21 protein-coding genes are annotated in these 21,152 nt (G+C 58.6%); 17 read left to right on the top strand and 4 right to left on the bottom strand.

The annotated features are described in order from the left end of the window. Positions 1-228 precede the first annotated feature (228 nt). The 10 genes from udp to tatD all read left to right on the top strand — a co-directional run bounded on the left by udp (position 229) and on the right by tatD (position 9,621). Positions 229-990 carry a uridine phosphorylase gene (gene udp, locus C1Y43_RS18540; RefSeq protein ID WP_021506952.1) on the top strand — a complete coding sequence of 254 codons (762 nt, stop codon included), beginning with the start codon at positions 229-231 and terminating at the stop codon, positions 988-990. Positions 991-1,090: 100 nt separating this feature from the next. Beyond that, the gene (locus tag C1Y43_RS18535) at positions 1,091-2,362 is read left to right on the top strand and encodes a hypothetical protein (protein ID WP_104189298.1); all 1,272 of its coding nucleotides are present in this window, start codon (positions 1,091-1,093) and stop codon (positions 2,360-2,362) included. Positions 2,363-2,479: 117 nt separating this feature from the next. Continuing rightward, on the top strand, positions 2,480-3,991 hold the full coding sequence (gene rmuC, locus C1Y43_RS18530; protein WP_104189190.1) for a DNA recombination protein RmuC: 1,512 nt from the start codon (positions 2,480-2,482) through the stop codon (positions 3,989-3,991). Between the two features lie 75 nt (positions 3,992-4,066). Further along, positions 4,067-4,825: a bifunctional demethylmenaquinone methyltransferase/2-methoxy-6-polyprenyl-1,4-benzoquinol methylase UbiE gene (gene ubiE / locus C1Y43_RS18525; protein ID WP_021506949.1), complete on the top strand. Its 759-nt coding sequence runs from the start codon at positions 4,067-4,069 to the stop codon at positions 4,823-4,825. Positions 4,826-4,831: 6 nt separating this feature from the next. Beyond that, positions 4,832-5,437, top strand: coding sequence for an SCP2 domain-containing protein (locus C1Y43_RS18520; RefSeq protein ID WP_058758122.1), 606 nt, complete (start codon positions 4,832-4,834; stop codon positions 5,435-5,437). Beyond that, positions 5,434-7,071 carry a ubiquinone biosynthesis regulatory protein kinase UbiB gene (gene ubiB, locus C1Y43_RS18515; RefSeq protein WP_021506947.1) on the top strand — a complete coding sequence of 546 codons (1,638 nt, stop codon included), beginning with the start codon at positions 5,434-5,436 and terminating at the stop codon, positions 7,069-7,071. Before C1Y43_RS18520 ends, ubiB begins: the two co-directional genes overlap by 4 nt. Before the next feature lie 110 nt (positions 7,072-7,181). Continuing rightward, positions 7,182-7,424 carry a twin-arginine translocase TatA/TatE family subunit gene (gene tatA, locus C1Y43_RS18510; RefSeq protein ID WP_104189189.1) on the top strand — a complete coding sequence of 81 codons (243 nt, stop codon included), beginning with the start codon at positions 7,182-7,184 and terminating at the stop codon, positions 7,422-7,424. A 9-nt stretch (positions 7,425-7,433) separates the two neighbouring features. Continuing rightward, on the top strand, positions 7,434-7,967 hold the full coding sequence (tatB, locus tag C1Y43_RS18505) for a Sec-independent protein translocase protein TatB (protein ID WP_104189187.1): 534 nt from the start codon (positions 7,434-7,436) through the stop codon (positions 7,965-7,967). A gap of 2 nt (positions 7,968-7,969) precedes the next feature. Then, positions 7,970-8,731 carry a Sec-independent protein translocase subunit TatC gene (gene tatC / locus C1Y43_RS18500; protein ID WP_021506945.1) on the top strand — a complete coding sequence of 254 codons (762 nt, stop codon included), beginning with the start codon at positions 7,970-7,972 and terminating at the stop codon, positions 8,729-8,731. Between the two features lie 107 nt (positions 8,732-8,838). Further along, complete coding sequence (gene tatD / locus C1Y43_RS18495; RefSeq protein ID WP_058758125.1) at positions 8,839-9,621, top strand: 3'-5' ssDNA/RNA exonuclease TatD; 783 nt, start codon at positions 8,839-8,841, stop codon at positions 9,619-9,621. Here tatD and rfaH read toward each other — a convergent pair. Further along, positions 9,618-10,106: a transcription/translation regulatory transformer protein RfaH gene (gene rfaH, locus C1Y43_RS18490; RefSeq protein ID WP_031279607.1), complete on the bottom strand. Its 489-nt coding sequence runs from the start codon at positions 10,104-10,106 to the stop codon at positions 9,618-9,620. The genes tatD and rfaH overlap by 4 nt on opposite strands. Positions 10,107-10,315: 209 nt before the next feature. Between rfaH and pepE the strand changes: the two genes are divergently transcribed. From pepE to fre, 3 genes are all read left to right on the top strand, one after another. Next, on the top strand, positions 10,316-11,047 hold the full coding sequence (pepE, locus tag C1Y43_RS18485; RefSeq protein WP_104189185.1) for a dipeptidase PepE: 732 nt from the start codon (positions 10,316-10,318) through the stop codon (positions 11,045-11,047). 73 nt (positions 11,048-11,120) lie between these two features. After that, positions 11,121-12,605 (top strand): 4-hydroxy-3-polyprenylbenzoate decarboxylase, encoded by a 1,485-nt coding sequence (gene ubiD / locus C1Y43_RS18480; RefSeq protein WP_021506941.1) that lies wholly within the window; start codon positions 11,121-11,123, stop codon positions 12,603-12,605. 31 nt (positions 12,606-12,636) lie between these two features. Continuing rightward, positions 12,637-13,338, top strand: a complete 702-nt coding sequence (fre, locus tag C1Y43_RS18475) for an NAD(P)H-flavin reductase (RefSeq protein ID WP_021506940.1) — start codon at positions 12,637-12,639, stop codon at positions 13,336-13,338. 88 nt (positions 13,339-13,426) lie between these two features. Here the strand turns inward: fre and fadA are convergent, their stop codons facing one another. Next, positions 13,427-14,590 (bottom strand): acetyl-CoA C-acyltransferase FadA, encoded by a 1,164-nt coding sequence (gene fadA, locus C1Y43_RS18470; protein ID WP_031279606.1) that lies wholly within the window; start codon positions 14,588-14,590, stop codon positions 13,427-13,429. A 10-nt stretch (positions 14,591-14,600) separates the two neighbouring features. After that, the gene (gene fadB / locus C1Y43_RS18465; RefSeq protein ID WP_104189183.1) at positions 14,601-16,784 is read right to left on the bottom strand and encodes a fatty acid oxidation complex subunit alpha FadB; all 2,184 of its coding nucleotides are present in this window, start codon (positions 16,782-16,784) and stop codon (positions 14,601-14,603) included. Positions 16,785-16,969: 185 nt separating this feature from the next. Here fadB and pepQ point away from each other — a divergent pair, with 185 nt between their 5' ends. Genes pepQ through hemG form a run of 4 tightly spaced genes read left to right on the top strand, consistent with a single transcriptional unit; the run spans position 16,970 to position 20,963 of the window. Then, positions 16,970-18,301 (top strand): Xaa-Pro dipeptidase, encoded by a 1,332-nt coding sequence (gene pepQ, locus C1Y43_RS18460; protein WP_104189181.1) that lies wholly within the window; start codon positions 16,970-16,972, stop codon positions 18,299-18,301. Beyond that, complete coding sequence (locus C1Y43_RS18455; protein ID WP_058758129.1) at positions 18,301-18,918, top strand: IMPACT family protein; 618 nt, start codon at positions 18,301-18,303, stop codon at positions 18,916-18,918. The genes pepQ and C1Y43_RS18455 overlap by 1 nt, the downstream gene beginning before the upstream one ends. 27 nt (positions 18,919-18,945) lie before the next feature. Continuing rightward, on the top strand, positions 18,946-20,397 hold the full coding sequence (trkH, locus tag C1Y43_RS18450; protein ID WP_021506935.1) for a Trk system potassium transporter TrkH: 1,452 nt from the start codon (positions 18,946-18,948) through the stop codon (positions 20,395-20,397). Positions 20,398-20,414: 17 nt separating this feature from the next. Next, positions 20,415-20,963 (top strand): menaquinone-dependent protoporphyrinogen IX dehydrogenase, encoded by a 549-nt coding sequence (gene hemG, locus C1Y43_RS18445; RefSeq protein ID WP_104189179.1) that lies wholly within the window; start codon positions 20,415-20,417, stop codon positions 20,961-20,963. Between the two features lie 9 nt (positions 20,964-20,972). Here the strand turns inward: hemG and C1Y43_RS24165 are convergent. Next, positions 20,973-21,152 (bottom strand): hypothetical protein (locus C1Y43_RS24165; RefSeq protein ID WP_211077186.1); only part of this gene is annotated, 180 nt, incomplete at its 5' end.

The following is a 21,152-nucleotide window of genomic DNA, read 5'->3' as shown; positions in this document are numbered from 1 at the left end:
ACGAGGGATGGTTAACCTGATCTGCTTCTCTATTAACACTGCCTTTTACGGTTACACAGCACCGCTTGTAGCAATTCAGCGCAGCAGACCGCTAATATGTGATTAGAGTCACACAATATCTTTAGTTCAATGTAACTTTCATTATTGATAGTGAATTCAGTCACATATTTATCCGGGCCGCTGACGTAAAGTGGCGCGCTTATTCCCCTTATCTTCCAGGAGTCTGATATGGCCCAGTCTGACGTTTTCCACCTTGGCATCACCAAAGCCGATTTGAAAGGAGCCACGCTGGCGATTGTTCCTGGCGATCCGGAGCGCGTGAAGAAAATTGCGGCGCTGATGGAGAATCCTCAGCACCTCGCGTCGCACCGTGAATTCACCACCTGGCTGGCGGAGATCGACGGCAAACCGGTGGTTGTCTGTTCCACCGGTATTGGCGGTCCGTCCACCTCTATCGCCGTTGAAGAGCTGGCGCAGCTGGGCGTGCGTACCTTCCTGCGTGTAGGTACCACCGGCGCGATTCAGCCACACATCAACGTGGGTGATGTGCTGGTGACCACCGCCTCGGTCCGTCTGGACGGTGCCAGCCTGCATTTTGCGCCGATGGAATTCCCGGCGGTGGCTGACTTCGCCTGCACCACCGCGCTGGTGGCCGCGGCAGAAGCCTGCGGCGCGACCACGCATATTGGTGTCACTGCCTCGTCAGACACCTTCTATCCTGGCCAGGAGCGCTACGACACCTTCTCCGGACGCGTGGTGAGCCGCTTCCAGGGCTCGATGAAAGAGTGGCAGCAAATGGGCGTACTTAACTATGAAATGGAATCCGCTACACTGTTAACCATGTGCGCCAGTCAGGGACTGCGTGCCGGCATGGTGGCTGGCGTCATCGTGAATCGCACGCAAAAAGAGATCCCGGATGCGGCCACTATGAAGCAGACAGAAAGCGATGCGGTGAAAATTGTGGTGGATGCCGCGCGTCGCTTACTTTAGCGCGCCAGTCAGGGAATGATTTCGAGACCAGGCTTATAGGGAGCTCAGCAATTGCCTGATTAGAATGCGCGCAATTTCAGCCGATTCTGAGAAATTTCCTATGCGCAAAACGATCTCTGTCCCACGTCCGGGTTTTACCAGCCGCCCTGCTGCAATGCAGGCCCGCGTTGAGAGTGCCGCCGCGCGGTTTCGTCAGGCAATGGCCGCGTCAGATTATCCTCTGGCGCGCCAGTGCTGCGAAGAAGTGCTGCGCGTCATGCCTAACCAGATGCAGGTGCTCAGCGACTACGCGCTGACGTTGATGCGCGTCGGCGAACATAAAAAATCCTACAAGATTTACCAGAAAATCTATCAGGCACCGGCGGCGCAGCGCGCGCAGGCGTCGGAAACCTGGCTGGATGGCCTGACGGAAGTGTGTGGCTGGCTGGATAAGAAAGATGAAGTGGCGCGTTATGGCCTGGAATCGCTCACCCAATCCGACGTGCGTTTCAGTCAGGGCGCGAAAGCGACTTTTCCCGCACCGGCACCTGCGCCGATTAACCGCAGCAATCCGGCAGAAAATATCATCTCCTTCAGCCTGTATGGCGGTCAGCCGCGCTATTGCGAAACCCTGATCAAAAACGTTGAAGTGGCGCGCGAGCTCTATCCGGACTGGATGTGCCGCATCTATCTCGACGACAGCGTGCCGCAGCACGTGTGGCAGCGCCTGACCCAGCCAAACACCCAACTGGTGGATATGTCGCAGGAGAAAACCATTTTCCCTACGCTGTGGCGTTTTCTGGTGATGGACGATGTCAGCGTAAAACGCTACATCGTGCGGGATGCGGATTCGCTGCTGTCAGAGCGCGAAGTGGCAGCCGTCGACGCCTGGCTGGCTTCGCCATTCTGGTTCCACCACATGCGCGATTATTATTCGCACACCGAGCTGTTACTGGCCGGCATGTGGGGCGGCTGTCACGGCGTGTTTCACAACGTGGAGCAGCAGATGCGCGACTTTATCGCGCAGTATGACGGCAGCGAGCGCTTTACCGACCAGTACTTCCTCAAGGTAGCGCTGTGGCCGACGGTGCGCGACAGCATCCTCAATCACGACGATATCTTTCACTTCCACCACGCGCAGCCGTGGCCGGCGCATGCGCCGATTCGCTGGCAGACCGACAGCTTCCACGTCGGCAGCAACGCCGGTTTCGCCAGCATGGCCGGCAAAGTGGCCAACGCCGAAAATGGCCAGCAGCAGGTGGAGCTGACCTACGGCGGCAACAGCTGGTGCTATCCGGCGAAGGTGAAAAGCGACAGCGAATGGGTGCTGCCGATGCCGTTTTTCCTGATCGACGCCTGGAAAGCGGGCGACCTGACCGTGCGCGCCCTGTAGTTGCCCGGACGGTGCCCATCGCGCCCGCGATAAAATCCGCGGGTTGCCATGAATGTTCTGGACATTCATACAGTGGCGCTCTACCTTCTCCTCAGCGAGACGATCCGCGGGGGGATTATGGATCAGCAACTTATCATCAGCGGCGCGCTGGCGCTGGCCGGTTTGGGTATTGGCTGGATTATTGCCCAGCTGCGCGCCGGCCATCAGCACGCCAGCTTCACCACCGAACGCCGCCTGCTGGAACAGGCGCAGCAGCGTCAGCAGCAGCAGCTGGAACAGCTGCAACAGCAACTGCAGCAGCGCGAACAGGAGCTGCGCCAGCTACACGGCACGCTAAGCGGCGCGCAGGAGCGCCTGCAGCAGCTGGATTACTGGCGGGCCGAGAGTGAACAGCTCAGCCGCGAGCTGCGTAATCAGCTGGAAGTTAACAGCGCGCAGGAAGCCGAACTGCGGGAAGTCACCATTCGATTAGAAGAGACGCGTTTCGCCGCTGAGGAGAAGCAGCGTCTGCTGACCAACAGCGAACAGCGCCTGAGTGCGCAGTTTGAAAACCTCGCCAACCGAATCTTCGAAAATAGCGGAAAACGCGTCGACGAGCAGAACCGGCAGAGCCTCAACAGCCTGATCGGCCCGCTGCGCGAACAGCTGGACGGCTTCCGCCGCCAGGTCAACGACAGCTTCGGCCAGGAAGCGCGTGAACGCCACACGCTGGCGCACGAGATTCGTCAGCTGCAGCAGCTCAACGCGCAGATGGCGCAGGAAGCGATCAACCTCACCAAAGCGCTGAAGGGCGACAATAAAATTCAGGGCAACTGGGGCGAAGTGGTGCTCAGCCGGGTGCTGGAGGCCTCAGGCCTGCGCGAAGGCTACGAGTACCAGACTCAGGTCAGCGTACAGCTGGAGCAGCAGGGCCGTATGCAACCGGATGTGATTGTGCGTCTGCCGCAGGGTAAAGATGTGGTAATTGACGCCAAAATGACGCTGATTGCCTATGAGCGCTACTTCAACGCCGACGATGAGCTGACGCGCGAACAGGCGATTCAGGAGCACATCAACGCGGTGCGCGGCCATATCCGGCTGCTGGGGCGTAAAGATTATCAACAATTGCCCGGTTTACGCTCGCTGGATTATGTGCTGATGTTTATTCCGGTCGAACCGGCGTTTCTGCTGGCGATCGACCGTCAGCCGGAGCTGATCAGCGAAGCGCTGCAGCAAAACATTATGCTGGTCAGCCCGACCACGCTGCTGGTGGCGCTGCGCACCATTAATAATCTGTGGCGCTATGAGCATCAGAGCCGTAATGCCCAGCGCATCGCCGACCGCGCTGCGCGCTTGTACGACAAGATGCGGCTGTTTGTCGATGACATGAGCGGCATCGGGCATAGCCTCGACAAAGCGCAGCAGAGTTATCAGCTGGCGATGAAAAAGCTGGCGCAGGGGCGCGGCAACCTGATCGCCCAGAGCGAGTCGTTTCGTGCGCTTGGCGTAGAGATCAAACGGCCCATCAACCCCCAGCTGGCAGAGCAGGCGCAGCCCGACGCGGCGGATGATACATGGGACGATGATAGCGAGCCCGCTGAAAATGCGGCAGATTCTTCCGCCGCATCCCTGCGCCGCATCAACGAATAACACGCCGGTGGCGTGCTCGGATCGCCCGACTCTGATACACTTCGGGAAGTATTGTTTGTGGAACAGGTAAAACCGATGGCAGATGAATCACAGCAGGAAACTACCCATTTTGGCTTTCAGACCGTCGCCAAAAGTGAAAAGGCCGATAAAGTCGCGGACGTGTTTCACTCCGTCGCGGCGAAATATGACCTGATGAACGATCTGATGTCGTTCGGCATCCATCGCGTCTGGAAGCGTTTTACCATCGACAGCAGCGGCGTGCGCCGCGGTCAGCGCGTCCTGGATCTGGCCGGCGGTACCGGCGATCTGACGGCAAAATTCTCGCGCCTGGTCGGTGAAACCGGTCAGGTGGTGCTGGCGGACATCAACAGCTCAATGCTGAAGATGGGACGCGAAAAGCTGCGCAATCTCGGCGTAACCGGCAACGTCAGCTACGTGCAGGCTAACGCAGAAGCGCTGCCGTTCCCGGATAACTACTTCGACTGCATCACCATCTCCTTCGGCCTGCGTAACGTGACCGAAAAAGAGAAGGCGCTGGCGTCGATGTTCCGCGTGCTCAAGCCGGGCGGCCGTCTGCTGGTGCTGGAGTTCTCTAAACCGGTTTTCGATCCGCTGAGCAAAGCCTACGACACTTACTCTTTCCACATTCTGCCGCGCATCGGCCAGCTGGTGGCAAAAGACGCGGAGAGCTATCGCTACCTGGCGGAGTCGATTCGTATGCATCCGGATCAGGAAACCCTGAAGGCGATGATGAACGACGCTGGCTTTGAAAATACCAGCTACTACAACATGACCGGCGGCATTGTGGCGCTGCATCGTGGCTTTAAGTTCTGATTAATCATGACTTTTACCCCTCTCATCACCGGCGGTCTTGAGACCGCCCTGAACCGTGTGTTGTACCGCGATCGCAGCCTGAAAACCGCACGCCAGCGTCTGGCCGGCAAAGTCCTGCTGCTGCGCCTGCAGGAGCTGGATTTTCCGCTGGTGCTGGTGTTCAGTGAAAACCAGCTGGATGTGCTGAGTGACTGGCAGGACCGCAGCGACTGCAGCGTCAGCCTGCGTTTCAGCACGCTGCCTAAGCTGCGCGATCGTCAGCAGCTGACCAGCCTGATTCGCAGCGGTGAGCTGGACGTGGAAGGCGATCTGCAGGTGGTACAGCAATTCTCCGCGCTGATGGATCTGGCTGAACTCGACCCGGCGGAATATCTCGCGCCGTGGGTGGGCGACATCGCGGCACAGGGCATCAGCCAGGCCGCTCAGCGTGCGCTGGCCCAGCTCAGACAGCAGGTCACCCGCCGTCAGGATTATCTGGGGCAGGTGCTGACCGAAGAGTGGCGCGTGGCACCGGGGGCGCTGGAGCAGGCGTGGTTTTGTGAGGAGGTAGAAGCGATGGAACGTGCGCTTAATGCGTTTGAGGCGCGTTTGGCACAGCTGGAGGCGAAATGACGCTGGGAGAAATTCGGCGCTTATACTTCATTATCAAAGTTTTTCTGACCTACGGGCTGGATGAACTTATTCCGCATATGCGCATTACGCTGCCGCTGCGGCTGTGGCGGCGCTGTGTTTTCTGGATCCCCAACCGGCACAAAGAAGCCGAGATGGGCATCCGTCTGCGTCTCGCCATGGAGCAGCTCGGTCCGGTTTGGATCAAGTTCGGTCAGATGCTCTCGACGCGCCGCGACCTGTTCCCGCCGAAAATTGCCGATGAGCTGGCGATTTTGCAGGACCGCGTGGCGCCGTTCGACGGCGTGAAAGCCAAAGCGCAGATTGAGCGTTCGATTGGCGGCCCGGTGGAAACCTGGTTCGACGACTTCGATATCAAACCGCTGGCATCGGCTTCGATCGCCCAGGTGCATACCGCGACGCTGAAATCCAACGGCCGCGAAGTGGTGATCAAAGTGATTCGCCCGGATATCCTGCCGGTGATCAAAGCTGACATGAAGCTGATTTACCGCCTGGCGCGCTGGGTGCCACGTCTGCTGCCGGACGGTCGCCGTCTGCGTCCGATGGAAGTGGTGCGCGACTACGAAAAAACGCTGATTGATGAACTCAATCTGCTGCGTGAAGCTGCCAATGCGATTCAGCTGCGCCGCAACTTCGACCAGAGCCGCATGCTGTACGTGCCGGAAGTGTTCTCCGACTACTGCAGCGAAACGATGCTGGTAATGGAGCGCATTTACGGCATTCCTATCTCCGACGTTGCCACGCTGGAGCAGCACGGCGTCAACATGAAGCTGCTGGCCGAACGCGGCGTGCAGGTGTTCTTCACCCAGGTGTTCCGCGACAGCTTCTTCCACGCCGATATGCATCCCGGCAACATCTTCGTCAGCTACGAGCATCCGGAAGATCCGCAGTATATCGGCATTGACTGCGGCATCGTTGGCTCGCTGAACAAAGAAGATAAGCGCTACCTGGCGGAAAATTTCATCGCCTTCTTCAACCGCGACTACCGCAAAGTGGCCGAGCTGCATGTCGACTCGGGCTGGGTACCGCCGGATACCAACGTGGAAGATTTTGAGTTCGCGATTCGCACCGTGTGCGAGCCGATTTTCGAAAAGCCGCTGGCGGAAATCTCCTTTGGTCACGTGCTGCTCAATCTGTTCAACACCGCGCGCCGTTTCAATATGGAAGTGCAGCCGCAGCTGGTGCTGCTGCAGAAGACCCTGCTGTACATCGAGGGCATCGGCCGTCAGCTCTATCCGCAGCTCGATCTGTGGAAAACCGCCAAGCCGTTCCTGGAGGACTGGATTAAGGATCAGATTGGCATTCCGGCCATCCTGCGGGCGGTGAAAGAGAAGGCGCCGTTCTGGGCGGAGAAACTGCCGGAGCTGCCGGAGCTTTTTTACGACAGTATGCGCCAGCACAAGTTATTGCAGCACAGTGTCGATAAACTCGTCACCGATTTAAACGCGCAGCGCACCCGGCATCATCAGGCACGTTATCTGTTTGGCGTCGGGGCTACACTGTTATTAAGTGGCACCGCGGTGCTGTTGAGCCGGCCTGACTGGGACTTCTTCCCGGCACTGTTAATGGCCGCCGGCATCGTCACCTGGCTCATCGGCTGGCGCAAGACAAACTGATTGTCTGCCTGGTGCAAATCGCGTAATGTCGCAGGCTTAAGTCCGGGTAAAAACGGACTTTCTGTGCGTTACAGTTAACCGTTTTTCACAGAATATTAGAGGCATATCTCATGGGCGGTATCAGTATTTGGCAATTGTTAATCATTGCCGTCATTGTTGTACTTCTGTTCGGTACCAATAAGCTTCGTAACCTGGGTTCGGATTTAGGCTCTTCCATTCGTGGCTTCAAAAAAGCCATGGGCGATGAAGACGAGAAAAAGGATCAACCGAAAGAGCAGGACGCTGACTTTAACGCCAAACTGGCAGACAAACAGCACAACCCGGCGAGCAAAGACGACGCCCGGGACAAGTAAGGTAAAACTGTGTTCGATATTGGTTTTAGTGAACTGGTATTGGTGTTCGTGATCGGGCTGATTGTACTGGGCCCGCAGCGCTTACCGGTTGCGGTGAAAACCGTTGTTGGCTGGATCCGGGCCATTCGCTCGCTGGCTGCTAATGTGCAGAACGAACTGGCCCAGGAGCTGAAACTGCAGGAGCTGCAGGACAGCCTGAAAAAGGTCGAAGAGGCAGGACGCGGCACGCTGTCGCCGGAGCTGAAGCAATCCATGGAAGAGCTGCGTAAAACCGCGGACTCCATGAAGCGCTCGGTGCAGCAAAGCATCGATATCGAAAAAGCGGAAGATGAAGCCAACACCATTCATCAGCCGCCCGCTGCCGCGCCACAGTCCGCTGCCGCACCGCAGCCCGCAGAGCCGCACAGCGTTGTGACGCCGGCCAGCGCGGCACATCAGGCCAGCGCCCCGGCGCAGGCGCCGCAGCCTGCACCAGCCACCAGCCACACCGATTCCGTCGCGCCTGCGACCACGACCACTCCTCCCGTAAAAGATGAACGATAAACATGGCCGTTGAAGATACCCAACCGCTCATCAGCCACCTGATTGAGCTACGCAAGCGTCTGCTGAACTGCATCATCGCGGTGTTTGTTATCTTCCTGTGTCTGGTTTACTTCGCCAACGACATCTATCACGCGGTGGCAGCGCCGCTGATTAGCCAGATGCCCGCCGGCGCCAGCATGATCGCCACCGACGTGGCCTCACCGTTCTTTACGCCGATCAAACTGACCATCATTGTGTCGGTGTTTCTTGCGGTGCCGGTGATTCTTTATCAGGTCTGGGCGTTTGTCGCCCCCGCGCTGTATCGCCATGAGCGCCGCCTGGTGATGCCGCTGCTGTTCTCCAGTACGCTGCTATTTTATGTCGGCGTGGCCTTTGCCTACTTCATTGTATTCCCGCTGGCATTTGGCTTCTTCGCCAAAACCGCGCCGCAGGGCGTCACCATCGCCACGGACATCACCAACTACCTCGACTTTGTCATGACGCTGTTCATGGCGTTTGGCGTGGCGTTTGAGGTGCCGATTGCCATCGTGCTGCTGTGCTGGACCGGCATTACCAGCCCGGACGATCTGAAAAAGAAGCGGCCGTATATTCTGGTCGGCGCGTTTGTGGTTGGGATGTTGCTCACACCGCCGGACGTTTTCTCGCAAACTTTGCTCGCTATTCCGATGTACTGCCTGTTTGAAGTCGGCGTATTCTTCTCCCGCTACTATGTGGGTAAAGGACGTCAGGCGGCAGACGATGAGGAACAGAACCCCGACGCCTGATGTCTTTTATGCAGGGCATCCCGCTGATGGGGTGATGATGAATCTTAACCGCCCGCCTGCCGGGCGGTTTTTCTATCCGTCGCTTTAAGACGGAATGGGGAGCAAACATGTTTGATATCGGTGTAAACCTGACCAGCACGCAATTCGCAAAAGATCGCGATCAGGTGGTAAAACGCGCGCGCGAAGCAGGCGTCACCGGCCTGTTAATCACCGGCACCAATGCCCTGGAGAGCCAGCAGGCGCGTCAGCTGGCGACCCGGCACGCGGGCTACTGCTGGTCGACCGCCGGCGTGCACCCGCATCATGCCAGCGAGTGGTCGGCGGAAACCGCCAGTACGCTGCGCCGCCTGGCTGACAGCGAGCAGGTGGTCGCGATTGGTGAATGCGGGCTCGACTTCAACCGGAACCTTTCCGCGCACGAGCAGCAGGAGTACGCGTTTGATGCGCAGCTCCAGCTGGCGGCGGAACTGCAGCTGCCGGTGTTTTTACACTGTCGTGAGGCACATGAACGTTTTCTGGCGGTGCTGCAGCCGTGGCTGCCGAAACTGGTGGGCGCGGTGGTGCACTGTTTTACCGGCACGCGTGACGAGCTGGAAGCCTGCCTGGCGCTGGGGTTATCGGTGGGCATTACCGGCTGGGTGTGCGATGAACGGCGCGGAATGGCGCTGCGTGACATGCTGCCGCTGATTCCGGCAGATCGTCTGCTGCTGGAGACGGACGCGCCCTATCTGCTGCCGCGCGATATGCGTCCGCGTCCGACCTCGCGCCGTAACGAACCCTGCTTTCTGCCGCATATCGTTCAGCAGGTGGCGCACTGGCGTGGTGAACAGCCAGACGCACTGGCGGCACGCGTCGACCACAATGCGCGTCAGCTATTCAGACTGGCTTAAACCTTACGGAACTGCTTGTTGTCCACGCTGCGCATCACCTGTTTATTCAGCAGGTTAAGCAGCAGGATTGAGCGGGTTTCACCATCGGGCTCGGCAAAGATAGCGCGCAGCCCTTCAAAGGTGCCGTCGGTGATCAGCACTTCATCACCGACCTGCGGCGTTTCCGGATCCAGCAGGATCTGCGGCGCATCGGTTTGCAGCGCTTCGATCACTTCATACGGCACCGTCGCGGGCATGGCGCCAAAGCGCACAAAGTGGCTGACGCCGCGCGTGCTGCTGATGGTGGTGGTGTGAATCGCTTCCGGATCGAATTCGATAAACAGATAGTTGGGAAACAGCGGCTCACTCACGGTGGTGCGTTTGCCGCGCACAATCTTCTCCAGAGCGATCATCGGGCTGAGGCAATTCACCTCCTGCCGCTCAAGATGCTCCTTCGCGCGCAACAGCTGACCACGTTTGCAATAGAGTAAGTACCAGGATTCCATAACTGCTCCCAAATAATGGACGCTAAGAATAACAAACCTGTTGTCAGAGTTATAGCGCATCGGCGGCCGGAAACCCGGTCACACAAGAAAAATCTCTACGAATTTTCCGATTGGTGCGGCGAACTAACGCTTTTCAGCAAGAAAATTGACGTCTGGCGATCATCTGTATCAGACTGCCAACCCATTAGACGAAGAAAAAGGACGGGCTGATGGAACTGTTTTTACTGAGCAATGGCAAAGTGGCCGACGATGCGCCGCTGCTGAGCTATGCGCATCCGCAGCTGCACGCGATGATTGCCCAGCGCGGTATCACTTCGGCGGTGCTGGTGCCCTACGCCATTATTCGTGACGATCACGCCCAGCGTGCGCAGGCGTTGTCTCAGTCACTGGGCATTCCGGTGCGCACGGTACACGAGTTCGAGACACCGGTTGCGGCCATTGAGCAGGCGGAGCTGATTCTGGTAAGTGGCGGCAATACCTGGTTGCTGAACCAGATGCTGCACGAGCAGGGGCTGATCGTGGCGATTCAGCGCGCAGTGCGCGAGCGCGACGTCCCTTACGTTGGCTGGAGCGCGGGCTGCAACGTGGCGACACCGTCGATTCGCACCACCAATGATATGCCGGTACGCAGCAGCGTGGTGCTGCCTGCGCTGGGGCTGTTCCCGGTGCAAATCAATCCTCACTATCTTGATGCGCATGTCAGCGGCCATATGGGCGAAACCCGTGATGAGCGTCTGGCCGAATTCTGCGCGGTGAATCCGCAGGAGTCGGTGATTGCGCTGCGTGAAGCCAGCTTCCTGCACGTCAGTGAGAACCGTCTGCGCTACTACAGCGCGCGCGGTGAAGATTTCAAAGTGTTCCGTCAAGGTGAAGCGATTGCCGCTTATCACGATGTGCTGGCCCTGCAGTCGCTGGTGCCGTTTTCCTGTCAGCCCGCCTGACGCAGAAACTCAAACACGCTGGCGTGAACAAACTTATAATGACGCTTCACTCTGGCCGGAAGACTAACGCCGCATGAAATATCAGGATTTACGAGACTTTCTCGCGCTGCTGGAACAGCGCGGCGAGTTAAAGCGCATCACTCAGGAGATCGATCCTGTCCTCGAGATGACCGAAATCGCCGACCGCACGCTGCGGGCCGGTGGCCCGGCGCTGCTGTTCGAAAACCCGAAGGGCTACAGCATGCCGGTGCTGTGCAACCTGTTTGGCACGCCGAAGCGCGTGGCAATGGGTATGGGCCAGGAAGAGGTCAGCGCGCTGCGCGAAGTGGGTAAGCTGCTGGCGTTTCTGAAAGAGCCGGAGCCGCCTAAGGGGTTCCGCGATCTGTTCGATAAGATGCCGCAGTTCAAACAGGTGCTGAACATGCCGACCAAACGGCTGCGTAATGCGCCGTGTCAGGAAGAGATTTTCAGCGGTGACGAGGTCGACCTGGCACGCATCCCGGTCATGAAATGCTGGCCGGGCGATGCGGCCCCACTGATCACCTGGGGTTTAACCGTCTCGCGTGGACCGCATAAAGAGCGGCAGAATCTCGGCATTTATCGTCAGCAGGTGATTGGTAAAAATCGGGTGATTATGCGCTGGCTGTCGCATCGCGGTGGCGCGCTGGATTTCCAGGAGTGGTGCAAAGCACATCCCGGTGAACGCTTCCCGGTAGCGGTGGCGCTGGGCGCCGATCCGGCCACCATTCTTGGCGCGGTGACGCCAGTGCCGGATACGCTATCGGAATATGCGTTTGCCGGTCTGCTGCGCGGCAACAAAACCGAGGTGGTGAAGTGCGTCTCGAACGATCTGGAAGTGCCGGCCAGCGCCGAAATCGTGCTGGAAGGCTACATCGAACCGGGTGACATGGCGCCGGAAGGGCCGTACGGCGATCACACCGGCTACTACAATGAAGTAGACAGCTTCCCGGTGTTTACCGTGACGCACGTGACCCAGCGGCGCAACCCGATTTACCACTCCACCTACACCGGCCGTCCGCCGGATGAGCCCGCGGTACTGGGCGTGGCGCTGAACGAAGTGCTGGTGCCGATTCTGATCAAACAGTTCCCGGAGATTGTGGATTTCTATCTGCCGCCGGAAGGCTGCTCTTATCGCCTCGCGGTAGTGACGATTAAAAAACAGTATGCCGGTCACGCCAAGCGCGTGATGTTCGGCGTGTGGTCGTTCCTGCGCCAGTTTATGTACACCAAGTTTGTGATTGTGTGTGACGATGACGTCAACGCGCGTGACTGGAACGACGTGATTTGGGCCATCACCACGCGGATGGATCCGGCGCGTGATACGGTACTGGTAGAAAACACGCCGATTGACTATCTCGACTTCGCTTCGCCGGTTTCCGGACTTGGCTCGAAGATGGGACTGGATGCCACCAACAAGTGGCCGGGTGAAACCCAGCGTGAATGGGGGACGCCGATTGTGAAAGATCCTGCGGTTACGGCGCGTATTGATGCAATCTGGGATGAGTTAGCGATCTTTGCCGAGCCGCCGCAGCGCTGATGGCGGCTGAGAACCATAAAAAAGGGCACCTATGACGACGTTAAGCTGCAAAGTGACTTCGGTTGAAGCAATTACGGACACGGTTTACCGCGTGCGGTTAATTCCGGCGGCGGATTTTAGCTTCCGCGCCGGCCAGTATCTGATGGTGGTGATGGATGAGCGCGACAAGCGCCCGTTTTCGCTGGCATCGACGCCAATGGAAAAGGACATCATTGAGCTGCACATTGGTGCCTCAGAGCTGAACCTGTACGCCATGGCGGTGATGGATCGCATCAAAAACGATCGGCAGATCACCGTGGATATGCCGCACGGCGACGCCTGGCTGCGTGAAGACAGCGCGCGGCCGATTGTGCTGATTGCCGGCGGCACCGGCTTCTCCTATGCGCGTTCGATTTTGCTGACCGCGCTGGCGCAGCAGCCGGATCGCGATATCGCTATCTACTGGGGCGGCCGCGAGCTGAGACATCTGTACGATCTGGATGAACTCAATGCGCTGGCGGTGAAGCATCCGAACCTGAAAGTGATTCCAGTGGTGGAGCAGCCGGCAGAGGACTGGCAGGGGCGCAGCGGCACGGTGCTGACTGCGGTGATGCAGGATTATGCCAGCCTGAGCGGTCACGATATCTACATTGCTGGCCGGTTTGAGATGGCAAAAATTGCCCGCGAGCGCTTCTGTGCCGAACGTGGTGCGTTAGAAGCGCAGATGTATGGCGATGCGTTTGCCTTTATCTGATGTGTGACGCGGTGCGCATGCACGTGCCGCTGCAAAAAAAAGCCCGCCCGGTTGGGCGGGAACACGTGCAAGTGTAGTGGTCAACGTATTAAACCCGTTCAAATACCGTCGCGATGCCCTGGCCTAAGCCAATGCACATGGTTGCCAGACCAAACTGTGCATCGCGACGCTCCATCAGATTCAGCAACGTCGTGCTGATACGCGCGCCGGAACATCCCAGCGGATGCCCGAGTGCGATTGCGCCGCCGTTAAGGTTCACTTTCTCATCCAGCTGCTCCAGCAGCCCTAAATCTTTCAGGCACGGCAGCGTCTGCGCGGCGAAGGCTTCATTGAGCTCGAACAGATCGATATCCTGCACGCTCAGCCCGGCGCGCTTCAGCGCCAGCTTACTGGCCGGTACCGGACCGTAACCCATGATCGACGGATCGCAGCCAACCACCGCCATGCTGCGGATGCGTGCGCGCGGCGACAGCCCCAGTTCGCGCGCCCGGCTTTCGCTCATGATCAGCATGGCGGCCGCGCCGTCGGACAGCGCCGACGAACTGCCGGCGGTGACCGTGCCGTTGACCGGATCGAACGCCGGACGCAGCGCGGCTAAGCCTTCAAGGCTGGTGTCCTCGCGAATCACTTCATCGCTGTCATAGCGTTTCAGCACGCCATCGGCATCGTGGCCGTAGGTCGGCACGATTTCGCGTTTGAAATCACCGCGCTGAGTGGCGGCCGCAGCGCGCTGGTGTGAACGCAGCGCGAAGGCGTCCTGCTGTTCACGGCTGATGTGGTGCATGCGCGCCAGCATCTCGGCGGTCAGCCCCATCATACCCGCCGCTTTCGCCACGGTGCGCCCCAGGCCAGGATGAAAATCCACGCCGTGGTTCATCGGTACGTGGCCCATATGTTCCACGCCGCCAATCAGACAGCTGTGGGCATCGCCGACCATAATTGCGCGCGCCGCATCGTGCAGCGCCTGCATGGACGAGCCGCACAGGCGATTGACGGTGCTGGCCGGCACGCGATGCGGGATCTCCGCCAGCAGCGCGGCGTTGCGGGCGATATTAAAGCCCTGTTCCAGTGTCTGCTGCACGCAGCCCCAGATAATGTCATCCAGCGCGGCGGCATCGACGGCCGGATTGCGGCTGAGGAGTTCGCGCATCAGATGGGCGGAGAGATCCTCGGCGCGCACCTGGCGAAAGGCGCCGCCTTTGGAACGGCCCATCGGCGTGCGCACGGCATCAACAATCACTACGTTTTCCATGTTCATTACCTCAGGCAGTTTGCAGCGCCGCTGCGTCAATCGGTTGAGCGACGGGATACCAGCTCTGATGCTGGTGGGCTTTCTGAACCAGCAGCTCAGGCAGCGCGTACAGCGGGCCGAGCGCGAGGTAGCGTTTAGCCTGATCGACGACATTGCTGATGCCCAGCGTGTCCATATAGCGGAACGCGCCACCGCGGAACGGCGGGAAGCCTAAGCCATACACCAGCGCCATATCCGCCTCGGCGGGGGAAGCGATGATGTTTTCTTCGAGGCAGCGCACCACTTCGTTGAGCATCGGCAGCATCATGCGGTTGGCGATCTCTTCATCGCTGAATACCCGCTTCGGTTCACATACCGGCTCCAGCAGCGCATCGACATCTGCATCGGCGCGCTTCTGCGCTTTGCCTTTTTTGTCCTGTTCCCAGCGGTAAAAGCCCTGGCCATTTTTCTGGCCGTAGCGTTTGGCTTCAAACAGCACATCAATGGCATCGCGGTAATCTTTCTGCATCCGCGACGGGAAGCCCTGCGCCATCACCTGTTGCGCATGATGCGCGGTATCAATGCCCACCACGTCCAGCAGCCACGCCGGCCCCATCGGCCAGCCAAACTGCTTCTCCATCACTTTATCGATCTGGCGGAAGTCCGCGCCGTCGCGCAGTAGCAGGCTGAAGGCGGCAAAGTAGGGGAACAGCACGCGGTTCACAAAGAAGCCGGGACAGTCATTCACCACAATCGGTGTTTTGCCCATCTTGCTGGCCCACGCCACCACTTTGCTGATGGTGGCTTCAGAGGTTTGCGTACCGCGAATCACTTCGACCAGCGGCATACGCGGCACCGGATTAAAGAAGTGCATGCCGCAGAAATTTTGCGGACGCTGCAGTGCCTGCGCCAGCTGGCTGATTGGAATGGTGGAGGTATTCGAGGCCAGCACGGCATCATCCCGCAGCTGCTGCTCGGTTTCAGCCAGCACTTTAGCTTTGATTTGCGGGTTCTCGACCACCGCTTCGACCACCACATCGGCGCGATCAAAGCCGCTGTAATCCAGCGTCGGCTGAATGCTCGCCAGCACGCTCGCCAGCTTCGTGCCGTCGATTTTGCCGCGCTCCAGCTGCTTATTAAGCAGCTTGCTGGCTTCATTCATGCCCAGCGTCAGCGCCTGCGGATTAATATCTTTCATCTTCACCGGCACGCCTTTCCAGGCCGACTGCCAGGCGATGCCGCCGCCCATGATGCCTGCGCCCAGTACCGCCGCCTGCTCTGGCGTGCCGGCCGCGCTGCTGTGTTTCTTCGCCAGGCCTTTTACGTACTGGTCATTGAGGAAGATGCCGACCAGCGCACGTGCCACATCGCTCTGCGCCAGCGGCACAAAGGCAGCGGTTTCCAGCTTCAGCGCATCATCACGACCTAAGCCCGCTGCCGCTTCGATGGTTCGCACCGCGGCGATCGGCGCTGGATAGTGTTTACCGGCGGTTTGCTGCACCATGCTTTTGGCGAGGGTAAAACTCATCGCAGCTTCAATCGGGCTGAGCTTAAGCGGTGCCAGCTTCGGCGCGCGACGCGCCTGCCAGCTGCCCTGGGCTATGGCATCCTGCAGCATGGTCAGCGCCGCGCTGCGCAGCTTCTCGCTGCTGACCACCGCATCCACCAGACCGAGCTTCAGCGCGCCCGGGCCATCAATATCTTTACCGGCGGCGATGATCTCCAGCGCGCTGTCGGCACCGAGCAGGCGCGGCAGACGCACGCTGCCGCCGAAGCCCGGCATAATGCCGAGTTTGGTTTCCGGCAGGCCAATGCGCGCGGTGGGCGTGGCCACGCGGAAGTCGGTCGCCAGCACACACTCGCAGCCTCCGCCCAGTGCGTAGCCGTCAATGGCGGCGATCGTCGGCACCGGCAAATCTTCCAGACGATTAAAGATGCTGTTGGCAAATGTCAGCCACTGGCTGAGCTGCTCAGCGGGCGCATCAAACAGTGACAGGAATTCTGTGATATCCGCCCCGACAATAAACGCCGGTTTGGCGGAAGAGAGCAGCAGGCCGCGCAGCGTGCTTTGCTGCTCCAGTACGCTCAGCGCCTCGCCTAAGGCGGCGACGGTTTTGGTATCAAGTTTGTTCACCGAACCGGGCGCATCAAAAACCAGCTCGGCGATGCCATCGTCAAGCCAGTGCACTGAAAGGGTATCGCCTTGGTAGAGCATGTCCGTCTCCTGAAACGCGAAAGGTGATCTGGTCATACCAGATGATCAGGAGTGTGGGTGTCATGTTAATTTTTTGCAAACGAGAGTTTGCTTATTTGATACGGCGATCACAGCGCGCGCAGCACGGCATCCCCCGCGCGGCTGTGCTACACTGCCGCCACTTTCGCGACATCGGAGACAAGTCCATGGATTCACTGAAAACCCTGTATCACGCGCATATCTCAACGCTGCAGCAGCGTGCGCAACAGGTGCTGGCGCGCTTTAAGCTGGACGCCATGCTGATTCATTCAGGCGAGTTGCTGACCGTATTTCTTGACGATCATGACTATCCGTTTAAGGTGAATCCCCAGTTTAAAGCCTGGGTACCAGTGACCCAGGTGCCCAACTGCTGGCTGTGGATCGATGGCGTGAATAAACCCAAACTGTGGTTCTACTCGCCGGTCGATTACTGGCACAACGTCGAGCCACTGCCGGACAGCTTCTGGACCCAGGATGTTGAGGTCATCGGCCTGAAAAACGCTGACGATATCGCTCAGCTGTTGCCGGCACAGCGCGACAATGTGGCCTATATCGGGCCGGTACCGTCCCGCGCCACCCAGCTGGGCATCCGCAGCGAGGGGATCAATCCTCAGGGCGTGATCGACTTACTGCATTATCATCGCAGCATCAAAACCGATTACGAGCTGGCCTGTATGCGCGAAGCGCAGAAGCTGGCGGTGGCTGGCCATCGCGCAGCGAAAGAGGCGTTCTTCTCCGGCATGAGCGAGTTTGATATCAATCTTGCCTATCTGACCGCCACCGGCCACCGTGACATTGATGTACCGTATGGCAATATCATCGCGCTGAATGAACATGCTGCGGTGCTGCACTACACCCGGCTTGACCATCAGCCGCCGGCGAAACGTCACAGCTTCCTGATAGATGCCGGCGCAGAGTATCTTGGCTATGCGGCAGACCTGACGCGCAGTTACGCGGCGCAGAGCAAAACGCGCTACGCGGAAATGGTTGCTGCGATGAATAAAGAAGAGCTGGCGCTGATCGCCACGCTGAAAGCCGGCGTGCGCTATACCGATTACCATCTGCAAATGCATCAGCGTATCGCGCGTCTGCTGCTGAAGTTTGAACTGGTGCAGGGGCTGAGCGAAGAGACGCTGGTGGCGGAAAACCTCACCGGGCCGTTTATGCCGCACGGCCTCGGCCATCCGCTGGGCCTGCAGGTGCACGACGTTGCCGGGTTTATGCAGGACGACAGCGGCACGCATCTGGCGGCGCCATCGCAGTATCCTTATCTGCGCTGTACGCGGGTGCTGCAGCCGGGCATGGTGCTGACCATTGAACCGGGCTTCTATATTATCGATTCACTGCTGGCGCCGCTGCGCAGCGGTAAGTTCAGTCAGCACTTTGACTGGCAGGCGATTGATGCCCTGAAGCCGTACGGGGGCATTCGTATCGAGGATAATGTGGTGATACACGCCAGCCGCATCGAAAACATGACGCGTGACTTGCATCTGGCCTGATGGACGCTTACGACATTCCCGCTGAGGCCGTCAGTCTCAGCGAGGAGACCATCAAAAAGAGCCGCTTTATTACCCTGCTGGCGCATACCGATGGGGTGGCCGCTGCGCGCGCCTTTGTGCAGCAGGTAAAGCACGAACACCCGACCGCGCGGCATCACTGCTGGGCCTGGGTGGCGGGCGCGCCCGATGATTCACAACAGCTGGGGTTTTCTGACGATGGCGAACCCTCCGGCACGGCCGGTAAGCCGATGCTGGCGCAGCTGATGGGCAGCGGCGTGGGCGAGATCACCGCCGTGGTGGTGCGCTATTATGGCGGTATCATGCTGGGCACCGGCGGGCTGGTGAAAGCCTACGGTGGCGGCGTGCAGCAGGGGCTGAAGCTGCTGGCGCGCCAGCGTAAAGTGCCGATGCAATGTTTCACCCTGCAGTGTGACTATGCGCAGCTGAGCGATATAGAGCGCCTGCTGCAGCGTTTTGACGGCAGCATTGAACAGAGCCATTATCAGGATCGCATTACGCTACGTCTGGCGTTGCCCCATCCGCAGATTGATGGCTTCAGGCAAAACCTTTCTGATTACAGCCGGGGCGCTTTGGCGCTGATCCCGCTGGACAACTAACCGCATCTGTTTAAAGGAAACGGCTGAATGCATTTTCGCGCCATTACCCGCATCGTGGGCCTGCTGGTGATTCTGTTCTCGGTAACCATGATCCTGCCAGGCTTAGTGGCCCTGATTTATCGCGACGGTGCCGGGCGCGCGTTCAGTCAGACGTTTATGATGGCGATCGTCATCGGTTCGCTGCTGTGGTGGCCCAACCGCAAACAAAAAAGTGAGCTGAAACCGCGTGAAGGCTTTCTGATTGTGGTGCTGTTCTGGACCGTACTGGGCAGCGTGGGGGCAATGCCGTTTATCTTCGCCGAGCAGCCACATCTGTCAGTGACCGACGCCTTCTTCGAATCCTTCTCGGGCTTAACCACCACCGGAGCCACCACGTTGGTGGGGCTCGACTCGCTGCCGAAAGCGATTCTGTTCTATCGTCAGATGCTGCAGTGGCTTGGCGGTATGGGGATCATTGTGCTGGCGGTGGCCATTCTGCCGATTCTTGGCGTCGGCGGTATGCAGCTGTATCGCGCCGAGATGCCGGGACCGCTGAAAGATAACAAAATGCGCCCGCGCATTGCCGAAACGGCGAAAACCCTGTGGCTGATTTATGTGCTGCTGACGGTGGCCTGTGCGCTGGCGCTGTGGCTGGCGGGCATGCCGATGTTTGATGCTATCGGCCACAGCTTCTCGACCATCGCCATCGGCGGTTTTTCTACCCATGATGCCAGCATCGGCTACTTCAATAGCCCGACCATTAATACCATCGTGGCGATTTTCCTGCTGATCTCCGGCTGTAACTACGGCCTGCACTTCTCGTTGCTCAGCGGGCGAAACCTGAAAGTCTACTGGCGCGATCCGGAATTCCGCATGTTCATTGGCGTGCAGCTGACGCTGGTGCTGATTTGTACCCTGGTGCTGTGGTTCCATAATGTCTATTCCAGCGGCTGGCAAACCCTCAATCAGGCGTTTTTCCAGGTGGTATCGATGGCGACGACGGCGGGCTTTACCACCGACAGTATTGCGCGCTGGCCGCTGTTCCTGCCGGTGCTGCTGCTGTGTTCAGCCTTTATCGGCGGTATGGCGGGTTCGACTGGCGGTGGCCTGAAGGTGATTCGTATTCTGCTGCTGTGCAAGCAGGGGTCGCGCGAACTGAAACGCCTGGTGCATCCCAATGCGGTCTATACCATTAAACTGGGGAACCGTGCGCTGCCGGAACGTATTCTCGAAGCGGTGTGGGGCTTTTTCTCGGCTTACGCGCTGGTGTTTCTGGTCAGCATGCTGGCGATTATCGCCACCGGTGTGGATGACTTCTCGGCCTTCGCCGCGGTGGCGGCAACGCTGAATAACCTTGGCCCGGGTCTGGGTGTGGTGGCAGATAACTTCACGTCGATGAATGATGTCGCCAAGTGGATTTTAATCTCCACCATGCTGTTTGGACGCCTTGAAGTGTTCACGCTGCTGGTGCTGTTCACGCCCACCTTCTGGCGCGAATAATAAAACAGGAATGAGTGATGAAAGCGTTAATTCTTTATTCCAGCCGTGACGGGCAAACCCGTGAAATCGCGGCGCGTATTGCCCGCACGCTGACACCGCAGCAGCTGTGTGATGTGCTGGATCTGGCGCAGGCATCGCAGGTGGAGTGGGCACAGTATGATCGCGTGCTGATTGGCGCCTCGATTCGCTATGGTCACTTCCAGCCCGAGCTGATGAAATTCGTCACGCAATATAAGGCGGCACTGCAGCAGCGCGTCAGCGGCTTTTTCAGCGTCAATCTTACTGCGCGCAAAGCCGATAAGTGCACGCCGGAAACCAATGCCTATACGCGTAAATTCCTGGCGCAGTCACCGTGGCAACCGGATCGCTGTGCGGTGTTTGCCGGTGCGCTGCGCTATCCACGCTATCGCTGGTTCGATCGCATCATGATTCAGTTCATTATGCGTATGACCGGCGGCGAAACGGATACATCGAAGGAAGTTGAATACACCGACTGGGAGAAAGTCACGCGTTTTGCCCAGGATTTCGCACAGTTACCAGGCAAATTGCCGCAAAATAACGCGTAGTGGTGAAATTTAGGCCGAACGATCATTTTTTTGCAATAAACCCTTGTCAGCCAGAATTAACTCCCTATAATGCGCCACCACTGAGACGGCAAAGCGGCAACGCAGACGGCTCAGCAGGGCGTGAAGCGATTCACCCCGCCGGAGAAAAACGCTGAAAAAAGTGTTTGACTCTGAAGGAGGAAAGCGTAA

Source organism: Pantoea sp. ICBG 828, from assembly GCF_002928355.1.
In the GTDB taxonomy this organism is placed as follows: Bacteria; Pseudomonadota; Gammaproteobacteria; order Enterobacterales; family Enterobacteriaceae; genus Pantoea; species Pantoea dispersa.
The sequence above is the reverse complement of the archived record's forward strand: the minus strand, read 5'-3'. Positions and strand labels throughout refer to the sequence as shown.